This window comes from Spirosoma aerophilum (assembly GCF_054782495.1).
Window position 1 is genome coordinate 50,292 of the sequence record NZ_BAAGSJ010000015.1, and the last position, 18,657, is coordinate 68,948.

The 18,657-nt window shown below is 49.0% G+C and carries 18 protein-coding genes and 1 pseudogene; 9 read left to right on the top strand and 10 right to left on the bottom strand.

Annotated elements, in window-relative coordinates; genetic code table 11:
• The first annotated feature begins 475 nt into the window (after positions 1-475).
• From ACYVK4_RS21770 to ACYVK4_RS21780, 3 genes are read left to right on the top strand one after another with little or no spacing between them, the layout of a single operon-like run.
• Positions 476-2,470 carry a TonB-dependent receptor plug domain-containing protein gene (locus ACYVK4_RS21770; RefSeq protein WP_461129675.1) on the top strand — a complete coding sequence of 665 codons (1,995 nt, stop codon included), beginning with the start codon at positions 476-478 and terminating at the stop codon, positions 2,468-2,470.
• Between the two features lie 8 nt (positions 2,471-2,478).
• Positions 2,479-2,988 (top strand): molybdopterin-dependent oxidoreductase, encoded by a 510-nt coding sequence (locus ACYVK4_RS21775; protein WP_461129676.1) that lies wholly within the window; start codon positions 2,479-2,481, stop codon positions 2,986-2,988.
• A gap of 6 nt (positions 2,989-2,994) precedes the next feature.
• Positions 2,995-4,059, top strand: coding sequence for a cytochrome-c peroxidase (locus ACYVK4_RS21780; protein WP_461129677.1), 1,065 nt, complete (start codon positions 2,995-2,997; stop codon positions 4,057-4,059).
• Positions 4,060-4,305: 246 nt separating this feature from the next.
• Here ACYVK4_RS21780 and ACYVK4_RS21785 read toward each other — a convergent pair whose 3' ends face one another.
• Entirely contained in the window at positions 4,306-5,547 is a 1,242-nt protein-coding gene (locus tag ACYVK4_RS21785) for a PAS domain-containing sensor histidine kinase (protein ID WP_461129678.1), read from the bottom strand.
• A gap of 717 nt (positions 5,548-6,264) precedes the next feature.
• On the opposite strand from ACYVK4_RS21785, the gene ACYVK4_RS21790 reads away from it, so the two are divergent.
• Both ACYVK4_RS21790 and ACYVK4_RS21795 read left to right on the top strand, forming a co-directional pair.
• Positions 6,265-8,190 (top strand): PAS domain-containing sensor histidine kinase, encoded by a 1,926-nt coding sequence (locus ACYVK4_RS21790; RefSeq protein ID WP_461129679.1) that lies wholly within the window; start codon positions 6,265-6,267, stop codon positions 8,188-8,190.
• Positions 8,191-8,505: 315 nt separating this feature from the next.
• On the top strand, positions 8,506-8,631 hold the full coding sequence (locus ACYVK4_RS21795) for a hypothetical protein (protein ID WP_461129680.1): 126 nt from the start codon (positions 8,506-8,508) through the stop codon (positions 8,629-8,631).
• A 389-nt stretch (positions 8,632-9,020) separates the two neighbouring features.
• On the opposite strand, the gene ACYVK4_RS21800 is transcribed toward ACYVK4_RS21795, so the two are convergent.
• On the bottom strand, positions 9,021-9,251 hold the full coding sequence (locus ACYVK4_RS21800; RefSeq protein ID WP_461129681.1) for a hypothetical protein: 231 nt from the start codon (positions 9,249-9,251) through the stop codon (positions 9,021-9,023).
• Between the two features lie 192 nt (positions 9,252-9,443).
• Between ACYVK4_RS21800 and ACYVK4_RS21805 the strand changes: the two genes are divergently transcribed.
• From ACYVK4_RS21805 to ACYVK4_RS21815, 3 genes and pseudogenes are all read left to right on the top strand, one after another.
• Positions 9,444-9,863 carry a response regulator gene (locus ACYVK4_RS21805; RefSeq protein WP_461129682.1) on the top strand — a complete coding sequence of 140 codons (420 nt, stop codon included), beginning with the start codon at positions 9,444-9,446 and terminating at the stop codon, positions 9,861-9,863.
• Positions 9,864-11,931: 2,068 nt separating this feature from the next.
• Positions 11,932-12,078, top strand: a pseudogene (locus tag ACYVK4_RS21810) (hypothetical protein); the annotation flags it as partial.
• 114 nt (positions 12,079-12,192) lie between these two features.
• Positions 12,193-12,690 (top strand): jacalin-like lectin, encoded by a 498-nt coding sequence (locus ACYVK4_RS21815; protein ID WP_461129752.1) that lies wholly within the window; start codon positions 12,193-12,195, stop codon positions 12,688-12,690.
• 180 nt (positions 12,691-12,870) lie between these two features.
• Here the strand turns inward: ACYVK4_RS21815 and ACYVK4_RS21820 are convergent, their stop codons facing one another.
• The 6 genes from ACYVK4_RS21820 to traM form a co-directional block, all read right to left on the bottom strand.
• Positions 12,871-13,335, bottom strand: coding sequence for a hypothetical protein (locus ACYVK4_RS21820; protein WP_461129683.1), 465 nt, complete (start codon positions 13,333-13,335; stop codon positions 12,871-12,873).
• 207 nt (positions 13,336-13,542) lie between these two features.
• Entirely contained in the window at positions 13,543-14,556 is a 1,014-nt protein-coding gene (locus ACYVK4_RS21825; protein WP_461129684.1) for a hypothetical protein, read from the bottom strand.
• A 17-nt stretch (positions 14,557-14,573) separates the two neighbouring features.
• A complete protein-coding gene (locus ACYVK4_RS21830) occupies positions 14,574-14,990 on the bottom strand; it encodes a hypothetical protein (RefSeq protein WP_461129685.1) in 417 nt (138 codons plus the stop codon).
• Positions 14,987-15,583, bottom strand: coding sequence for a conjugal transfer protein TraO (locus ACYVK4_RS21835; RefSeq protein WP_461129686.1), 597 nt, complete (start codon positions 15,581-15,583; stop codon positions 14,987-14,989). The genes ACYVK4_RS21830 and ACYVK4_RS21835 overlap by 4 nt, the downstream gene beginning before the upstream one ends.
• Positions 15,580-16,443 (bottom strand): conjugative transposon protein TraN, encoded by an 864-nt coding sequence (gene traN, locus ACYVK4_RS21840; protein WP_461129687.1) that lies wholly within the window; start codon positions 16,441-16,443, stop codon positions 15,580-15,582. Before traN ends, ACYVK4_RS21835 begins: the two co-directional genes overlap by 4 nt.
• Before the next feature lie 11 nt (positions 16,444-16,454).
• Positions 16,455-17,036: a conjugative transposon protein TraM gene (gene traM, locus ACYVK4_RS21845; RefSeq protein WP_461129688.1), complete on the bottom strand. Its 582-nt coding sequence runs from the start codon at positions 17,034-17,036 to the stop codon at positions 16,455-16,457.
• A 173-nt stretch (positions 17,037-17,209) separates the two neighbouring features.
• Between traM and ACYVK4_RS21850 the strand changes: the two genes are divergently transcribed.
• Positions 17,210-17,350 carry a hypothetical protein gene (locus ACYVK4_RS21850; RefSeq protein WP_461129689.1) on the top strand — a complete coding sequence of 47 codons (141 nt, stop codon included), beginning with the start codon at positions 17,210-17,212 and terminating at the stop codon, positions 17,348-17,350.
• Between the two features lie 354 nt (positions 17,351-17,704).
• On the opposite strand, the gene ACYVK4_RS21855 is transcribed toward ACYVK4_RS21850, so the two are convergent.
• Together ACYVK4_RS21855 and traK are read right to left on the bottom strand one after the other, a co-directional pair.
• The gene (locus ACYVK4_RS21855; protein ID WP_461129690.1) at positions 17,705-18,022 is read right to left on the bottom strand and encodes a hypothetical protein; all 318 of its coding nucleotides are present in this window, start codon (positions 18,020-18,022) and stop codon (positions 17,705-17,707) included.
• The gene (gene traK, locus ACYVK4_RS21860; protein WP_461129691.1) at positions 18,022-18,657 is read right to left on the bottom strand and encodes a conjugative transposon protein TraK; all 636 of its coding nucleotides are present in this window, start codon (positions 18,655-18,657) and stop codon (positions 18,022-18,024) included. Before traK ends, ACYVK4_RS21855 begins: the two co-directional genes overlap by 1 nt.

The following is an 18,657-nucleotide window of genomic DNA, read 5'->3' on the forward strand; positions in this document are numbered from 1 at the left end:
TGTTGATTGGCTGGCGCAACCGCTCATGGTCAACGCTCTCGAATAAGCCAGGTGTGAATTGGTTCCCTTCAGTTCTCCAGCCATGTCTTAAATTCAGGAATGCAGTACTAGTAATGATGACTCTTAACTGGGATTTGGGTTACCAAGCTCACGGAAAAGTAGTTACTCTGTTATGCCGCAGGAAGCATTTGCGCCTATCTCAATATACACTCCCTCTGAGACGGTATAGACTTTAAGTCACGTTTCGCCAAACCTGGCGTTTCTCGGTACAGCAACTTGACAAGAATAGGATGGCAAAATAGGTTCAATGAATGGATCATACGATCCCAATCACGGTTGACTTAAATGGAAAGTCTGACGCAGCTCAAGTCGATCGGTTGCCACGCCATAGTCAAGCCCAACTAAGTTATGTTGATAGTTTACTGAATCAAGCGTTATATTTGTCAAAATATAACGCTTAGCTCAACGCGCCTTCATGACCGGTCATTTCTACACCACATTACTGGGGAAAATTATTCTTTGTACTTGGCTGACTCAACCGGCATTTTCACAACGCGCCACGTCCATTGATTCAACTCGAATCTTTAAATTAGTCGAAGTCACCGTGCTGGGTCGACCAGGCATTGACTCAACCAATACGGCACTGAGTGCTCGTATTGAGGCTTTCAATCGGCTCGATGTGGGACGGGCCCTCAACCTGCTACCCGGCGTAACGCTTTCTACGGTGGGTGCCCGCAACGAATCCATGGTGTATGTACGGGGGTTTGATCTAAGACAGGTACCTGTATTCATTGATGGTATCCCCGTCTATGTACCCTATGATGGGTATGTGGATCTGGGGCGGTTTACCACTTTCGATCTGGCTGAGGTTAGTGTCTCGAAGGGCTTTTCGTCGGTAACGTATGGCCCCAATACGTTGGGTGGCGCCATCAATCTGGTATCGCGTCGACCCCAGAAAAAACTGGAGTTTGATGGACGAGCCGGTTTGCTCAGCGGACAGGGTCACCGACTTAACCTGAATCTGGGCAGTAACCTGGGGAAATTTTACCTGCAAGGCTCCGCTTCGCAGCTCAAACAGGAAACTTTTCCCTTATCCAAGGATTTCGTCCCACAGACCCAGGAAGACGGTGGCAACCGGGAGAATGCCTATCGGAATGATCGGAAGTATAGCCTCAAAGTGGGTTTTACCCCCAATGCAACGGACGAATATACCCTCAGCTACATCAACCAACAGGGAACCAAGGGTACCCCCCCTTACGTAGGTGCCGATTCCCGGCAAGTAGCTCGCTTCTGGCAGTGGCCCAATTGGGACAAGGAGAGTCTCTATTTTATCTCCCGGACGGCCCTGACGGCGAACAGTTATTTGAAGGTTCGTCTGTTCTACGACAAATTTACAAACCTGCTGAGTGCCTTCGACAACAATACCTATACCACTCAGACCAGGGGTTCATCCTTCAATAGCTACTATAACGATGACACGAAAGGGGGTTCGCTTGAATATGGCAATCGGATCGCGGCTAATCATAATCTAAAAGCGTCACTCCATTATAAACAGGATCGTCACCGTGAAAATAATGCCGGGGAGCCCGTCCGTACGTTTATCGACCAGACCCTATCTATTGGCATAGAAGATATTTGGGCGCTAGGTACTAAGTTATCGCTCGTTCCAGGGGTCAGCTACAATAGTCGCCAAAGCCTGCGGGCGGAAAATTACGAGAGTTCGACCAAAACCATTTCGGCTTTTCCCGGAAATAATAGTGATGCACTAAACGCCCAGGTGGGTCTGTTTTACAGTCCGATTCAACTGCGGCAGCTCAGCCTGACGGTAGCCCGGAAAACCCGGTTTGCGACCGTGAAGGATCGCTATTCCTACCGCATGAGTGCGGCTATTCCTAACCCGGACCTGAAAGCGGAATCCGCCCTGCATCTGGAAGCAGCTTATACGGATCAGCTTAGCCGATTGGTATCCCTGCAAGCTAGTGCCTTCTACAGTCGCTTGACGGATGCCATTCAACAGGTCAATAATGTGCAGCCGGGCATCTATCAATTTCAGAATACGGGCCAGGCCCAGTTCTACGGCGGGGATGTATCATTCAAAATACCGGTGAGTACCGCCTTCCAGGCCGGTGCCCAATACTCCTACATTCACCGCCAAAATTTAAGCAATCCCGATCTAAAGTTTGTGGATGTGCCCGACCATAAACTTTTTGTCTATGCTCAGGCCCAACTCCTGCGTCGAGTGGTGTTGATTGGCAATATCGAGTATGATTCGGATCGGTATAGTACAAGTTATGGCACCCAGGCGGCTAGTTTTGTGGTCGCTAACGCCAAAGCCTCCGTTCGGTTGCAACGCTATATAAGCTTAGAAGGCGGGGTGAATAACCTGTTGGACCGAAACTATGCGCTGGCGGAAGGCTTCCCCGAACCGGGTCGTAATTTCTTTATTAATCTAGCCATCAGTAATTTGTAGGAGCTACTATGAAAAATCTAAAATTGAGAAGGGCAACGTATGGATTACGGTTGTTACCGTTTGTCTTCTTGTTAAGCGGGCTGATGAGTCAAGCGCAGACAGTATTGACTGTGTCTGGAGAAGTCACCAAACCGTTAACCCTACAGGCGGCTGATTTGAAAGCGATGGCGCATATAGAGGTAACGGGAAAAGATCGCGATGGCAAGGAACACCAGTATGCTGGCATCCTAGTCGTCGACCTGCTAAAACAAGCGGGTGCCACCGTAGGCGGTGAACTACGGGGTGAAAACTTAACCAAATATGTTATCGTCAAAGCCATTGATGGGTATGAGGTCCTGTTTGCCCTGCCCGAACTGGATACTGAATTTGCTTCCCGATCGATTATTTTGGCGGACAGTGTGGATGGCTCGCCACTAGGGGCCGGTGTTGGCCCGTATCGAATCGTCGTACCGGGAGAGAAAAAACCGGCCCGCTGGATTCGGCAAGTGAAGGCAATTGAGGTACGATTTGCTAACTAACGCACTATGCGCCTGTGGATGGGTATTTTTGTGAGTGCCGTTGTAGTGGCTGGGGTATGCGCCTGGACAGGGGCTGATGACCCTGTGCCAACGGGCCCCTATAGGCTACACTATCCTGCCTCGTTTGGGGGACGGTTTACTATTCCGGCTGACAACCCTACAACCAAGGAAGGGGTTTACCTGGGCCGCCTTTTATTTTATGAGCCCAGATTATCGATTACCGGAACCATCTCTTGTGCCAGTTGTCATCAGCAAGCGCGGGCGTTTACCGATGGACTACCCTTCAGCGTGGGGGTTAGTGGAAAACGAACCAGGCGCAATTCAATGTCGCTGACGAATTTACTTTGGGTTCGTCAGTTATTCTGGGATGGGCGGTCCACGAGTCTGGAAGAACAAGCCCTGGTACCCTTGGGGCATGCCGATGAGATGGGGGCTAAACCAGGCGAAGCGGCCCGAGCTTTGCAGAAAACAACACCCTACCCTGCGCTATTCAAACAGGTTTTCGGCTCCGACACTATCACCGATGGTCGGATCAGTAAGGCTCTGGCCCAGTTCGAACGGACGTTAATATCGGCGAATTCCCGCTATGACCAGTATGTAGCGGGCCAGTATCAGCTAACCGAATCCGAAGAGCGGGGGATGCTGCTGTTTAACCGGTCGCCTTCGCCGGAACACAACATTCGGGGTGGCAACTGCGCCCATTGTCATGGGGGCGCGAAACTCTACCAGGAATTGTTTCACAATAACGGTCTGGATAAGCTGGCACCCGATTCGGGTCGGCAAGCGATTACGGGACTAGCCCAGGATCAGGGCCGTTTCCGAGTGCCAACCTTGCGGAACATCGCTCTAACGGCCCCGTATATGCATGATGGCCGGTTTAATAGCCTTGAACAAGTGCTGGACCATTACAGTGAGCACATTCAGGCGAGTCCCATGCTGGCTCCTGAATTAGCCAGTCAGCCGAGCGGATTTCACTTTACACCCGGTGAAAAGGCGGACTTAGTGTCGTTTCTTCGTCTGTTGACCGATAGTACGTTTATTTATGACCCTCGATTTGCGAACCCTCGCTAAGGGGATACCTGGCGTAACCCAGTTTTTTTTATCCTGTGCTGCCAACTGGATTGCGGTGGCTACACGTTCCCGCGTCGGCGCACCGTGCCGCTGCTGGCCACTTAACAGTTTTAAAAAAAACACTGTCTTATAAAAACGCTCATGCCTGAGAAGAAGAGAAGTTAGAATATCTTTAAGTCGGGGGTTATAATTAGGGAGCTTGTTTTAATAAATGTCGACTACTACCAGTCGAATATGTGGCCAGGATTACCCAGGGAGGTAGACACGAAACGAAGCTCCCTGCCCCGGTTGGCTATCCGCCGTCATTACCCCACCATGATTGGTCACCACCTTCTGGCAGATAGCTAATCCAATGCCCGTGCCGGAAAACTCGTCCTTGCCATGTAGTCGCTGGAAGACTTGGAAGATACGATCCCGGTATTTCTCCTCAAAACCAATCCCATTATCGCTTACCATGATACACCAGTAGGTAGTGGTGAGCCGCGTGGGTTGGACATCAGGCGGCAGGTCAACTCTGTTCAATCGGTGGGCGATCACCTGAATCTGGGGAATGCCATTCATACGTCTGAACTTGATTGCGTTACTCAAGAGATTCTGAAAGAGTTGGTTCAACTGCAACGAGTCACCCTGAACTACCGGCAGATTACTCAAGGTTATATGAGCTTGGCTTTCACCAACAGCAATGGAGAGATTATCAAGAGCTTGCCTAACAACCCGCTCCACCGCTACATCGCTGAGGACGGCCTGCTGAGTAGTGATGCGGGAAAAGGCGAGCAGGTCTCGGATTAAGGTAGACATCCGAGCCCCGGCTTTGGTTAGTCGACTCAGGTAAGTAAGTCCTTCTTGGCCCATTAACGGCCCATACCGCTCCTGCAGGAGATTACTGAAGGACTGAATTTTACGCAGGGGCTCCTGCAAATCGTGGCTGGCCACGTAGGCGAACTGCTCCAGATTCTGATTGGATCGCAGTAAGTCCTGGTTAGCCTCCTGCAAGGATTGGGTTCGCTGATGAACCCGTTCCTCCAACTCATTGGCCAGGGTGCGATAGCGTTCGTGACTTTCTTCCAGCTGCTGACGGGCTTCCATTTGAGCCGTTACGTCGATGACGATGCCGCTGAAGCGCAGGATGTGTCCCTGCTCATGGCGAAGCGTCTCGCCTTTGGCCTGCACCCAGCGGAGTCTACCCTGGGGCGTAAGGGTCCGAAAGGTGATATTATGTTCGTAGACGCGGGTTGGGTCAAGGCTGCGTTGGTTGGCCTGGGCAACCCATTGGCGATCCTGGGGGTGCACCTGAGCCAGCAGGATGGCCGGTGTCACCTGAACATCGGGCGCCAGGCCAAAAAGCTGCTTACAGATGCTGGACCAGTAAGCTGCCCCTGTCCCTAGATTATAGTCCCAAGTACCCACGTTGGCTGCCGATAAGGCCGATTCCAGCCGCTCAACCTGAGTCGCCAGATCCTGTTGAAAATAAGGGGGCGGTTGATTCATACTCACAAGGGAAGGGTAAGAAGGCATTATGGGGTGGGTGCCGGCTGCCCTGACTAAGCTACTTTTAGTTTTCTCTTTAGTTTTCTCTATCGAACTACTAAACTACATGTATTGATGTATTGTAAGCTATATTGACAAGAAAGAAAATAGCATATATGTCAGCTCGTACCAGTTATAAGCAACTCCTATTAGCGTGATGAGTATTTATCAAGTTTTGACTAATTAACTTTGACAGGTACTTACAAGAGTCGTCTTTTAAAAGGCTCGAATTCATGAGCAAATACATGAGTACTTCGTCGTCTCAGGCAGGAGCCTACTCATGAATGTTTCTTCTTCTCAAGGAGGAGGGTTTTATAAGACAGGGTTTAGTATCATCCCGTAGTCCCCCTCCGCTAAGCGGCCGCCGTGGCTTAATCCGTCGCCTACGAGGTGTAGGCTCTCAAAAACCACTTCCACTTGACGATACTAAAAACGGCTGGATGCTAACCTACTTTCAGCAGTGGGATCCAACCAGTATTGAGATAAATGCTTAGGCAAAGGCCGTTGCGATGCCTACACCAGAGCCTAGGCGAATTAATAAACTACACATCGCCTTCTTAACGGATGAACGCCAAGCTATGTCCTTAAAGAAAAACAAATGTTTACTTTTTTCTGGTGACTTCAAGCCGTAAGTGGTATTTTTGGTTTACCTGTTCCGCTTGGCATTCCCAGCAACCTATGTTTTCATCCCTCTCAATACCAGCCCCTCATCTGCTGCAGGCGCTGTGGGAAAATTCACCGAACGGCCTGATCCTCTACCGGGTTGTCCGTGATCAAAACCAGCAACCCATTGATTTTCGGTATTCGCTGATAAACCCCGTTGCGGCGGCTCTATTGGGAGCCACGCCTGAGGAGCTACTGGGTCAAAGTTGTCAGCTCGTTTTCCCCCAGGGAACCGCCCTGCGGAACCACTACTATCAGGTGGCGCTGACAGGTCAGAAACGACAACTGGACTATCAGTTACCCACCGACGGGCGCTGGTTCGAGGTCCTCCTTACCTATCAGCAACCCGACACCCTCCTTTGCTTCCTCTCCGACATCACCGACCGTCAGCAAGCTCAGCTTAGCCTTCAGGCCGAAAACCAGCGACTTAATGAAGCCCAGACCATTGGTCAAGTGGGTAGTTTCGAATGGAACCTGGGCGAATCCGGTGTCAACTGGTCGGACGAGTTGTACCGCATGCATGGCCTGCTTCCCCAATCCATCCCAATTACCATTGAGGGAGTTGAAAACTTCTTCCATCCCGACGATCGAGGCGCCCTCCAGGCGCTTCAGCAGTTGTCGTTTCAGACGCCGGGGCACTATGGCTTGATTCACCGCAGTCAAGGCGTGGATGGCCGGCTCTTCTGGGTGAATCACCAGTTTGAAAGTCTGGCCGATCCCGCTGGCCAGGTGGTTCGGGTGCATGGCACGGTACAGGATATCACCCAGCAACGGCAGCTCCAACTCGACTTAGCTCAAGCGGTCCAATCCCTTCAGGCTGTCCTGGATGCCTCCCCGGCTTCAATTGCTTACTTAGTGGCCCGACGGGATGCCTCAGGCCAGTGTCAGGATCTTGTCATCAGTGTCTGCAACCAAACCTTTGCTGAAATGGTGGGGCAATCGGTCAGTGCGTTAACAGGGCTTTCGGCTAACGTGTTGGATACCCGCTTCTGGGGAGGCCACAGCTGGGCCAACTGGCTGGAGGTGCTGGCAACAGGCCAGCCTCAGTATGCTGAACAGCCTTGGGGAACCGCTGGGCAATGGATTGGCTTAGCGATAACTAAACAACAGGATGGCGTAGTGCTGACGGGACTGGACATTACCGCCTTCAAACAGGCTCAGGAGCAACACCAGCAGGCACTTCTGGCTTTACAAGCCTCCACCCTGGATTTACAGGCACTCGGGCAAGTCCGTAACACCTTGCGCCAGCGGGGGGAACTGCTGCGGATGAGCTCCCATGACCTGCGGAGTTATATTGGGGTCATCGCCTTTTCCGTTTCCTTGCTGGCGCAGGATCAATTGGGCCTTGAGCACAACCCCTTGGTATCGATGCTTCAGCGCAATGTCCAACAGGCCACTCACCTGCTGACGGACCTGCTGGATTATGCCCGCCTGGAGGCGGGTCAGGAAGTGCGTCGACTAGCCCTGATTGACGTAGCCTCTTTACTACTGGAGCGGCTATGGAGTGTCCATCCGCTGGGTGAGCAGCAGGGCTTACGGCTGGAACACCAGGGTCCGGCTGAACTCGTGGTCATGAGCGATGCGTTGCAGGTGGGCCGGATGGTTCAAAATCTGCTGCTCAATGCGCTACAACACACCCCGACGGGTAGTATCCGTCTGGAGTGGGGTGAAGCTTCAGGGGAACGCTGGTGGTTCTCGGTCGAAGATACGGGTCCGGGTATACCAAGCCAGCAGTTGGCGGAGCTAGAGACGCTTAAGGCGTCCAACGAGGATTTTTTGTCGACTGCAGGGGAGCGAAGCTCGTCGACTGGAGAAGGTATCGGACTGCGGATCGTGCGTCAATTAGCCGAACTGTTGAGTGGCCAGTTGAAGGTCGAAAGCCAGCCGGGTCAGGGCACCCGTTTTGTCATCGATCTTCCCCGGCACTACGCTTCATCCTAGTGCCCTGGGTGAGGTACTGAGCAGTCGCCTTGGTAGCGTACCGGCCAAGATCATCCCCCGCCCTTACAAGTCAGCAAAGCCAGTCCCGGCTTGAGCGGACAGCCCGAGTTGTCGACCGTTGCTTAATCAGTTATAAATCCAAAGATTCGCTTTCTTAACAAGCCCCCGGTGGCAATGCCTGAATAGTACATTAATAGCGCATCACTTTCCAGCCAGCCCAAATACAAGCCGGTATGTTCCTCCCTTAAACGGTCACTTTATTATTTTGGCCGCATTCGGGCAGTTGGCGATGAGCCTCCTAGTTGCTAAAGAGCCTTGACGACTCGAGTCGGCTCCTCCTGCTGGTTGAAATGTGTGCTGGCCTGCCTGTTTTATGGTATGGTGGGCACGGGGTTTTACTGGCTGTTAGCTACCGCCCAGATGGACGCCTGCCCGGAGTAATCGGGTTAATCGTATGCTAGGGATAGTCTTTGACCGGTAGTAAACAGGCGACCCAGTTGACCGTCCAGTTTGAACCGCAGATACATGAACGCCCTAACGTCTTATGCGGGAGCGAATTGTGAGAGGGTGATTCTACTAACTTTCAACTGTATTTAGTCGCATACAATCCGCTCAGGTTCAAACAACTTACAAGTCGGTCGGTTACAGTACTACCTAGCTGTTTTCACTAGGGTCTTATTACTTGTTTACAGACAAGTTACGGTGGGTACCTACAGCCATTTACTAGTAGTTAATGGCTGTTTTTTAGCTTTAAAATTTTATCCTATCGAACGCGTATTTCGACTTCACTATTTCAATGTTGTTAGTTCTTAAGTCTGTGTCAAAAGTTATTACCAAGGTTCTCCCGGCGCTCTTGCTGACTTTGACACATTATATTCGTCAAATAAATCTACGGGTAGCATTCTCTGCTCTTTGGCCTCTATCCGGCGAGCTTCTAGTAGTTGGTCCGTATGGCTCAACAGACGTTTGGCTCGTTCGAAAGCCTCCTCAAAAGCAAAGGCAAAACAGCCGAACGTGTGAGCTTGACCGCCTTGGTTGACCAATGTTAATAAAAGCAACATGGCTTGTTCATTTTTAGGTGAACAAGTTTACATATAGTAATTGAATTTACGACAATCACTTAGCAAGTGTACTTAACTTTTTACGTATCGGAACATAATTTCTCGCCTAAATCACAGCTTGTCTAATGCGATTTATTCGCCGGTAAAGGCTGCCTTCCTGTAATAAAGACGCAGTACACCTTTTTGAACATTATGCCCAGCTCTTTTCCCATCCTGTTAGTAGACGATGATCCTAACTTACTAGACATATTGACTCAGGCTGCTCAACGCAGTTTTCCCGAGGCGTTCTTTACTCAGGTTTACTCGGTCGATCAAGCCAAGAACTACCTGCAAAATTTGGAAAGCGATAAAATTAAGATTGTGTTGCTTGACATTAACCTGGAGGAGGCCCAATCGGGGATAGATCTAGTAACTTATATCAAAGATTTACCCAACACCCGGCTTTTGCCAGTTGTCATACTTACTGTCATGGGGGATGCTCAACTTATCGAGCAGGCTTATCAAGAAGGTATTGCAGCATACCATGTGAAGCCATTTAGCCTAGCCGAGTGGCGGCATTATCTGGCTACACTACGCGCGTATTGGTACGACCTAGTTAAATTTCCCCGTTAGCGGTAAGACTCGTTCCCCGTTCGCGTTATCAACAAGTCATACCTGCCTAAGTATGACTTTTTTGTTTAAAAGCATTTATTGTCTCTGGCGAATGCTGCATAAACGATGGCGATGATGTGTGAAGTGAAATGAAAGTAAACAAAAGTGGGTCGGGCCGCCGGGCGGTAAAAAAGGAGAAGAGATAACGTATGCTACGGATGGCGTTGGACAGATATTAAAACCAGCGTCTCACATTTCGCTGATAAGTTGATAAGCCGGAAGGGTTAACGTGGGTGGTAACCCTGGCTGGTTCATAAATATAAACCCCCACTAGCCTATTAGCGGGGGTTCCCTCTTCTTCGATGACTACTAGTATAATGTTCTAACGTAGCTTATTTAGGTGTATCCAAAAGTATACTCTTTTGAAGCTGCATGATCAGGTTGGTCACTTTGATTGCTTGCTTGATCGGCTCATTGACACAGTCTTTCAACAGTTGTTCATCCCGTCGAGTCGTCCGCTTATTAGGGGTGTATCAACAGGCTGAACTTCTTTGTCATTAGAGTAATCTTCCGAGCTCGGATGCCGCGGGAGAGATACTAAAATGAGCCTTTGCACAAGGGTGACTTTTGACGACAGCTCCGTTCAGCAGGAGTTGAGGCAACTCGAAGGGCTCAACGGCCCGTTCCCCAAAGGCACGCGTATCGTGGTAAGACTACTCTTGTGGGTGCGATCCAAGATCGCATGAGGCATAAAGACCATCAGCTGAACTTGAAAGAGGCATTCAGGCTTCCAAAACCACGCCTTGTTACACCTAAATAATCCTTCCTGACGTTGAGTGAGCCTTTTTCCGGATGAGTCGAGTCAGTTTGCCTCGAAATACCCAGGTCAGATCGCCTGCATACGCCCCGGATTAGACAAGTTCCTTAGGTTGGACCGGGAGAGGTTTAGGAGATACGTTCCGCTCTAAATTGGCAAGCGGCAGTTCAAGGTACTTCCAGGATAACCAGGCTACTCCAATTAACATCACCAGGCATTCCGCTCGATACAAATTGGGATTGGTACCAATTGGGAGGGGGAGCCGGCTATTGATGAGATTGAACACGGGTAGCTATAAAAATATACCGTAAGATGGTAGAGATAGATACCGTAGCTGATTTTTCCAATAAAAATCAAACCAGGGTTTCTAAAACAGAATGAAAGCGGGTAACGAGTTCGCTTACTCATCACCATAAAATGAGCCATCAGGGCGAGGGTGATCAGCGCTTTTTGGTGAACTGCCCGTGGATGACGCGTTACCTCCAGTTAGTTCGACTGAGCCTAAGAAAGCATTGGAAGAGTTAAGGGAGGAGTTTTTTTTCGTTGGCGCCACAGAAACAGAACTACTTGATAATGGCGTCAGAGGTAAAATACGGTGCCTTATAGATGGGTATGTTGACGCTTGCGGCAAGGTCGGGAAAAGACTAACCATCAGGATGTATTGCGATGGCTTTATGCTCAACTAAATAACCAGCATAATTACAATGTAAGCCGACATAAAGCCCTTAAAGAGATGTATTTGGATGCTGTGGAACGAGATAATCAACTAGATAACCTTTACCATATGGCCAGCACTGCACTAATGGCTCCCTTATTCAATGGAGCCCACGCGTGCCATATTTGCTTTAAAAGGTTGACAAACGGTCAGATAAAGCCCTGGAAACTTTTCTGGGGCTTTTCTATAAATAAATCAAGCCATGAAAAAGAAGCGAGTCTACAAAATACCAACACCTGATGATGTTGTTACTTACATTAAAAGTAACCGGCAACCAGCTTAGATTGGTAAAAAATTCCATGAACACTATGAAGCTAAGCAGGAGATAAAGAAAGGTAAATCAATTTTGCCTCTTTGGAGAGAAGAAGCGGATAGATGGTGGTCTCTAAAAAAGAAAAGAATAGTTTAAGAAGGGCATTAAAGTATAGTTAAAGAATTGTACTTTTAAAATAAAAACTTAAACTTTGTTACGAGATAAATCGTATCATTTAATTCGCAAATCAATGAATAAACTCTTCTATCTACTTTTAATTTTCTGCTTTACGATCTTACCTAGTATGGGGCAAGACGGACAAACGCACGATGGCTATTGTTTATATAATTTTAAGCAGTATGGTTACGGAGCTAGAATTACTACTGAAAAGGGCACATTTTCGTGTAGGTGTAGTTCAGACCTTCCCACTTGCACTACAAATTCATACGCTTGGAAGAAGATCGGAGACCCACCAAGATCATCATCTGGTGGTTCGAGCTACGGGTCTACCGGCGGGTCCAGGGGTAATGGTGGAACTGCACCTCCTTCGGTTACTAACCCAAAAATGATTTATGATAATTACATGATAGGGGGGCGTGGTGGATCGGAGTTTAGAGAATACCCACCAAAAAATTACAAACGGCTTGCCAAAATTTCAATCTATTACACGCAATATGTTCAGCAAATACAGTTTGCCTGGGAAACGAGTGATGGAAGCATTGTCTGGGGGTCAACGCATGGAGAACCACATGGACAAAATGTAATAATTGATTTAGCCCAAGATGAATATATAAGTTCAGTTACGGGCAGAGCTGGTATTTACATCGATAAAATAGCTTTTAAAACTAATAGGCGCTATCTCGGACCCTATGGTGGTTCTGGTGGTGAAAACAGTTTTGGAGTCGCGCAATTAATTAATCCCAGAGGTCTTGGTTATAAAGGTGATGGGAAGGTTGTTGGTTTATTTGGGGCTGCGGGTGGCGGTATAGACCGTATTGGTTTCATCGTTGATTGGCCAGATAAAACAGAATATGTCAATGCATATATTCATTTATCTTACTGAAAAAAGAGTATACCAATAGTATACTATACAATACAACTTAAAATTGGATGACAAAACTCTCGGTGATAGAGCAAATTTGATATTTTGAACTTTTGAAGAACGCATACCTAAAAACAATAAAGCCCGGTCACTATTCCAGTGCCGGGCATTATTGTTTTGTTATTAATTGTTTTTTGGAGACTAATCGCGCAGCAGTAAATCAAATGTTCCTGTGACCTTGTAGTCATTTATGGTCGTGCCGGGTCCAGCTCCGCTCATCGCCACTTGAAATGTTCCCTGAATGCGGTAGAGCTTACTAGATCCCTCTGTCTTGATAACTGTAGATTCGTTGATGGTAAGCGTGCCTAGTCGAGCTAGGTAAATCTGCGGGCCTGTCAGGTTGAGAATTAAATTAGCCTGGGCGCCGGTTGGTGTTTTCTGGCTATCAAACCCCATTGGGTATGTGCCTGGATTAATAGCATTCAACGTCAGCAGCTGCCCATTGGATACTAAATCCTGGGGAACTGAATATGTCTGCTTGTAGGGCAAGGGCTGACCAACCGTGAACTGAGCTGTAATCTCATCTTCGGTTATACTGCCCAATACGCCTGAATACGTTTTTGTTATGGCATCTTGCGACTCGGGACCCTCAGCTCGTAAGTTCAAATCACCACCAATAGTTACCAGGCCAGAGCCAACATAACCGGTTAAAGTTGCTGGTATGCGAAGGTAACTTGGAAGCTGGCTCTGGGGGTCTGGATCCTTACCTCCGCAGGCCCACAGGCCCACTAGTAACGCTAGAACAGAGACTAAAGGGGCGTGTCGTTTCATTATGTTTATTTCCTTTTATTTCCTTGTTTGGCAGCGCAACGGCTACTTTTTGGGACCATACAATATCATCTCGTTTCGAGGCTGACTAATGTTGTCGTAACGCTTCTTAACTTCCGAGTTCATATTAGCACGTAATGCCATTCCTCGCTGAAATGTTTCAGACATACGCGCATGAAGCTCATCAATCATCTTGAGCCGTTCAGCATCAGTTAGCTTCAAGGTTTCTGAATCATAATATTCATCAGGAACTACAAACTTGTCAACGATTGATCCCACTAGCCCCGCCACGGCACTAGCCCCGCCGCCACCGGCAATACCCGCTATCAGGGAACCGGCTCCAGGGATACCTACCAGGGTACCAACGACGTTGCCAATCAGCGTCAGTGAGGATTTGGTAGTTGAAGCCAAGGACGCTTTAAAACCCTTCTCAAATTCTGCTTTAGCGGTATTTACAGCCTCATCGAAGGCCGCTTTTTTCTCGGGAGACAAGTTGTCAATATCGGACTGGCTCTTTACCCCAAATGCATTCATGATCCCGTTCATGGTCGAGGTGAACGAACCCACGATGTCATCAAGCGAGCTGGCGGGTGAGATGCTAAAAGTAGGCATAGGGGGAAGTACAATCGGTCGGCCATCAGTTATGAGCACTTTAGTTTGCTTTCGAACCACAGAAGCCGTATTCATAGCCTCAGTAATTTGCGCCTGGTAGCTTTGAATGAAACCCGACTGCTGGAAGCCGGCGTTTGTGCCCAGGGCCTTTGCCTCTTTGTTCAGCTGTGACTGAAATAGCCACATTTGATCATGCATTTTAAATATCTCCTCAACTTTGTAATAATTCTTAACGCCGGTTGATACGATTACCCGGGAATTAAGTTGAGCCACTGTCAACTTATTGAGCCGCTCCTGCAGGATGCGAATCAATTCCAGTTTAGCGGCCTGTTCGGTATTGGCATCACCCTTTAGAGCAATGTTAAGCACATCGCCAGCTCCTTGAGCACTGCCCGGTACACTACTCAGCAACGAAACTATGAGAATGGGGATAAATAGCGTTTTCATCGATTACGTGTTTTAGGTTATGGAATGATTTGGAAGTTTAGTCTAAGGGTATCCGGCTGGATGTATCCCCGCTCCTGCTGAGCCACTAAAACAATTTGGGATGTACCAACCGCTTCTGGGGTGTACTGCCAGGAAGAAACGCCGAGGGGTAGCGCGACACCGACTTTCTGAAACACAGGCACTGTCTGCGCGTCGGTACCTTTATCTAGTCGTCCTAAACCTGTTTGCTGGTAGAACTGAAGCTGGTAGCCGTATTCGGAGTAGTACGAGTCTGTGAGTAACTCCAGTGGTAAAGCGTAGGGTTGGTGTACTTTCAGTGTTGCCCCCGGCGAGGAGGCCTGAAGCTTTATCCGGTAGTTGGCCCGGATGTCCAACGATTCGGACTGGCAGCCCATGGCCAGCACGATCAGCGCGAGGTAGATGAAGTTTTTCATTTGTAGTCCGAGTCTGTGTCAAGAATGAATTTGATACCCACGCCCAAATTGAAGCGGGTAGGGATGATATTGGAGCGAAACAAGTAGTACTCCTGGGCGCGAAGAATCAGAATGCTGCGGCCGGTCAGGATGTATTCACCTTCAATGGCCAGCGTCGGGCCGACAACCCATTCCGATCGGTTCATCAGGTTAGCTCCCTGCACCTCTCCCCGATCCTGATTGATTGACTCATACCCACCGGCAACTCCACCCCCCACATTGATGACCCACGAGCGGTTGATCAGCCCCATTACGCGGGTAAAGTAGGTAGCCTCGCCTAACCATTGTGATACCGGCACCAGCGTCTTATCATAGGCGTAGAACTTCTGATTCAGGTGCACCGTACCTTTCCAGTAACTGTTCAGGGATTTGTATTTGCTGTAGGACAGTCCTCCGAATACACCGAAGTTGTCCTGACCGGGTAGCTTGAAGCCGTCGACCAGACCGGCAGACAGTTCGATCGTTGTTTGGCCCGCCTGGTGGATTTGGGCGCTGGCAACCGTGGACAGACTAAGCAGGCTCAATAGCCCTAGTGTCGTGAGTAGATTTTTCATAGGGGCCGGGCTGTAGCTAATTCTTCAGGACCAATTTGTATGGCTAATTGACGCCCGCCACTCTCCTCGCCTACCTGCACGACCAGTCGACGATCTTTCTCTAGTGTTAGCCGCTCGATGGCAATCACTTTGATTAGCTCATCATGCCGGGGAATAACGCCTTCAGCCGCATCGAATACTTTAATGGGATCAACCGGCACGTCCTGAGTCGCGGAGCTCTCTCCTGCTTTCTTCATCTGCATAACGTAGGTACGCAGGTAGTCAATGTCGTAATCAAGCTTTGATCCGTTCTCAATACCCAGCACCAGGTACATGACATCATCTTTGTAGAGGATATTGCGTAGGTATAGATTCATACCTTGCGCCTTGAAACCAATGTGCCGAATCTTTCGGCGGCTGTGCATAGCCAGCTCACCCTGACGGTTTAAGTTATCCGCTAGCCGAGCCTGAGAGCCCGAACTAACTTTTGCGGACTTTGACACATCGCCATCAAGGAGCACCTTAGTTAGATCGTAGGTGACCGCATCAGGTTGCTCTTTATAAGTGATTAGAAAGCTGAACAGCCGTCCGTCGGCCGTCACTACCGTCAGATTAGTTTCCATAAATGGATTCTGACCAAGTGCCTTTAATCGAAATACGTTGCTTGCTTTCTCAACCGCTTCCCCGGCAATGTCTTTACTGCCCAGATCGGCATATCGAATCTCATAAGGGAAAATAATATGGGTAGTTTTGCTATTGCTTACCTGAATAGCATACGAGGGCCGAATCGTGGAGTTGCTCATAGGCAACACAAAGGCTAGTTGCGCCATGGCCGGCACGGTGGCCAACATCAGGCAAAGGAGGATAAATCGCTTTTTCATACAGTTATGATTTATTGAGCTTTTAGATAAAGATTATAGCCAGCCTTAAGCCGGACTGTAGGTTGGCGAAGGGAGTTGGACGCGCTCATGCGGGCCTGGCTAGCAACGGTATTAACTAGTCCACCTATGCCGGGTACCTGTAACCCCTGAACCGCGGAGGCTTGAAGTTGACCGCTGGTCTGATTAGATAGACCAGGCATGTTGACGCCCGCAATGCCGTCGATGTCGTAGACCTCCAAATCCAGAGGAATCAGCTGGTCATTCAACTGAATACTGCGTACGACCATTCGAAGCCGGTCCTCACTGGTTTGGCAAATGGCATGCAGAATGGTATTGGCGGGAATAGTAATGCCATCGGCCGATATTTCTTTAGTCAGGCGAAGCTTTACGGTATTCCCGCTCTTGAAGGTCTGATCTTCATGAACAACTACCGGTATCATCCAGGCTACTATCTTCTTGGAGCCGTATGAGTTGCCTACGCTTAGGACCGCACGTTCAGCCTGCCGACGGGACCCTGACGTTGGAGCTGTAAAAAATGCATCTTTTGCGTTGACGGGCTCAGCTAGCCGGGTCGCGGTTAGATTGTCACTCACAAGGATGTTAGCCGCCTTACTGTCCTCTCCAATCGGATTAGCGGCGATCGAGGCTCCTGCGGCCTGATTTGCGCCTGTATAAGCAGGTTGGTTTATTGGCTGATGAGAGTTCTCGTAACTACGTATTTGAGATGCCAATTGTTGGTCAGAGGCAGATGTATAGCCACTACCCTTTGGAGCACTGTAGTAATAAGTCGATTGTGAAGCGGATGACCTTCTGGGCGCTCGTGTTGACAGCGTTGAGTGTCGATAAGCAGCAGGGGCCGCCACTGCTGGTTGCACCGGTGCACTGGCCAGGCTTGATGCGTGGTTAGTTGCCAAGGCTGAGCCATTGCTGACTGGTATTGCTTGAATACCTGTGGATGCTGAGTCTCTTCGTGTGTTGGTGAAGCTGGAGAGTACCTGTCCAGATGCCTTACCATATCCGGGCTTATCAATATCTCGGCCGTTAATTGTGCCGCTTTTAGCTCTGGGTACCGATGCATTGAAGCCAATTGCGCCAGGCTTATCCAGTTCAGCCTGCTGGTTGATGTATCGTTCTCCCTTTCCACCTCCTAAGATGTAAAATAGTGCGGCAAGAAAAGGCAGGACAATAATTGGGTACATTAACATAGCTTTCCGATCCCGGTAGAAAGCCTCGTCGCTATGAGAGAGTGAAGCAGTTGTTGTCATCGCGGTTTGTTAGTTTTGGTCGGGTAATGAGTTCGCAGGCTATCCAGCGCTTTGAGGTGCCGATTTCGTTCAATTCGGTATTGGCTCACGCCTGCGCTAGTTTGTTTCATCAACCCCTGCATCGGCTGAATGAGTTGATCTGGTGTTGCGGAAGGGAGTGGCTTTTGTAGGTTCTGAAGATTGACGGTAAGCTTATAAATGGCACCTCCACCCAAAGCCAGCAATCCAATGACGACGATCTGTATTCTGGCTTGATTGGATAGACTCGTCAGGTAGTCCCCCAATTTGATTATTAGCTTAGCAATCCAGTTCATTAGCGTAGTTGTTCGTCAATGTCCGTATTATCAAGAATGGTGAACTTCTCAATCAGAAAGCCGTGAGGGTTGATCTCTGAACGACTGACATTACGTAGATAGCCCGTGCTTACCAGTCTGCGCGTTGTGATATTCGATAATCGAATAATCTGCTGCCGGGCAAAGGCTCGAAAGGTGTAAGGGTATTGATTCAAATCCAGCTGAATACTGTCTACCTGAATTTCCTGCGAAGCAGAAGCTTGAATCAAATCACTGTAATAGCCTTTCTCTTTCGTATCCGTATAGAGCCGCTCTACACTTTCGTCTCCGTAAGGCAACGCTTCTTTGATGTGCTCTTCAATGGCTTTCGAATCCGGGTCAAGCGTGAAGAATAGCTCATGAAAGCGCCTGATGTGATCCCTACCCTCAATAGGACGATTTTCCCGAACGTCCCTACGTAGCGATGACAAAAGCGTTACCCCGTCTGCCACAACGAACATTTGACTCTCAGAGTCAGTCTTTACTTTATAGGCAAACCCCAGTGCAGATAAGGTAATGACGGTTAGTAACCCGGCGATGGTAAAGGCAAAAATGCGAATGTTCCGGTAGGAGGTTTCCAGGTTCCGGAGGGACTTGAAAAAGGTTTCCTGTGCCAT

Bases quoted from the DNA above. Each gene is read 5' to 3' on its own strand.
- ACYVK4_RS21785 (WP_461129678.1), bottom strand. From the start codon at position 5,547: ATGAATCAACCGCCCCCTTATTTTCAACAGGATCTGGCGACTCAGGTT.
- ACYVK4_RS21830 (WP_461129685.1), bottom strand. From the start codon at position 14,990: ATGAAAAACTTCATCTACCTCGCGCTGATCGTGCTGGCCATGGGCTGC.
- ACYVK4_RS21770 (WP_461129675.1), top strand. From the start codon at position 476: ATGACCGGTCATTTCTACACCACATTACTGGGGAAAATTATTCTTTGT.
- ACYVK4_RS21825 (WP_461129684.1), bottom strand. From the start codon at position 14,556: ATGAAAACGCTATTTATCCCCATTCTCATAGTTTCGTTGCTGAGTAGT.
- ACYVK4_RS21805 (WP_461129682.1), top strand. From the start codon at position 9,444: ATGCCCAGCTCTTTTCCCATCCTGTTAGTAGACGATGATCCTAACTTA.
- traN (WP_461129687.1), bottom strand. From the start codon at position 16,443: ATGAAAAAGCGATTTATCCTCCTTTGCCTGATGTTGGCCACCGTGCCG.
- ACYVK4_RS21855 (WP_461129690.1), bottom strand. From the start codon at position 18,022: ATGAACTGGATTGCTAAGCTAATAATCAAATTGGGGGACTACCTGACG.
- traK (WP_461129691.1), bottom strand. From the start codon at position 18,657: ATGGCACAGGAAACCTTTTTCAAGTCCCTCCGGAACCTGGAAACCTCC.
- ACYVK4_RS21815 (WP_461129752.1), top strand. From the start codon at position 12,193: ATGATTTATGATAATTACATGATAGGGGGGCGTGGTGGATCGGAGTTT.
- ACYVK4_RS21775 (WP_461129676.1), top strand. From the start codon at position 2,479: ATGAAAAATCTAAAATTGAGAAGGGCAACGTATGGATTACGGTTGTTA.
- ACYVK4_RS21790 (WP_461129679.1), top strand. From the start codon at position 6,265: ATGTTTTCATCCCTCTCAATACCAGCCCCTCATCTGCTGCAGGCGCTG.
- ACYVK4_RS21780 (WP_461129677.1), top strand. From the start codon at position 2,995: ATGCGCCTGTGGATGGGTATTTTTGTGAGTGCCGTTGTAGTGGCTGGG.
- ACYVK4_RS21835 (WP_461129686.1), bottom strand. From the start codon at position 15,583: ATGAAAAATCTACTCACGACACTAGGGCTATTGAGCCTGCTTAGTCTG.
- ACYVK4_RS21800 (WP_461129681.1), bottom strand. From the start codon at position 9,251: ATGTTGCTTTTATTAACATTGGTCAACCAAGGCGGTCAAGCTCACACG.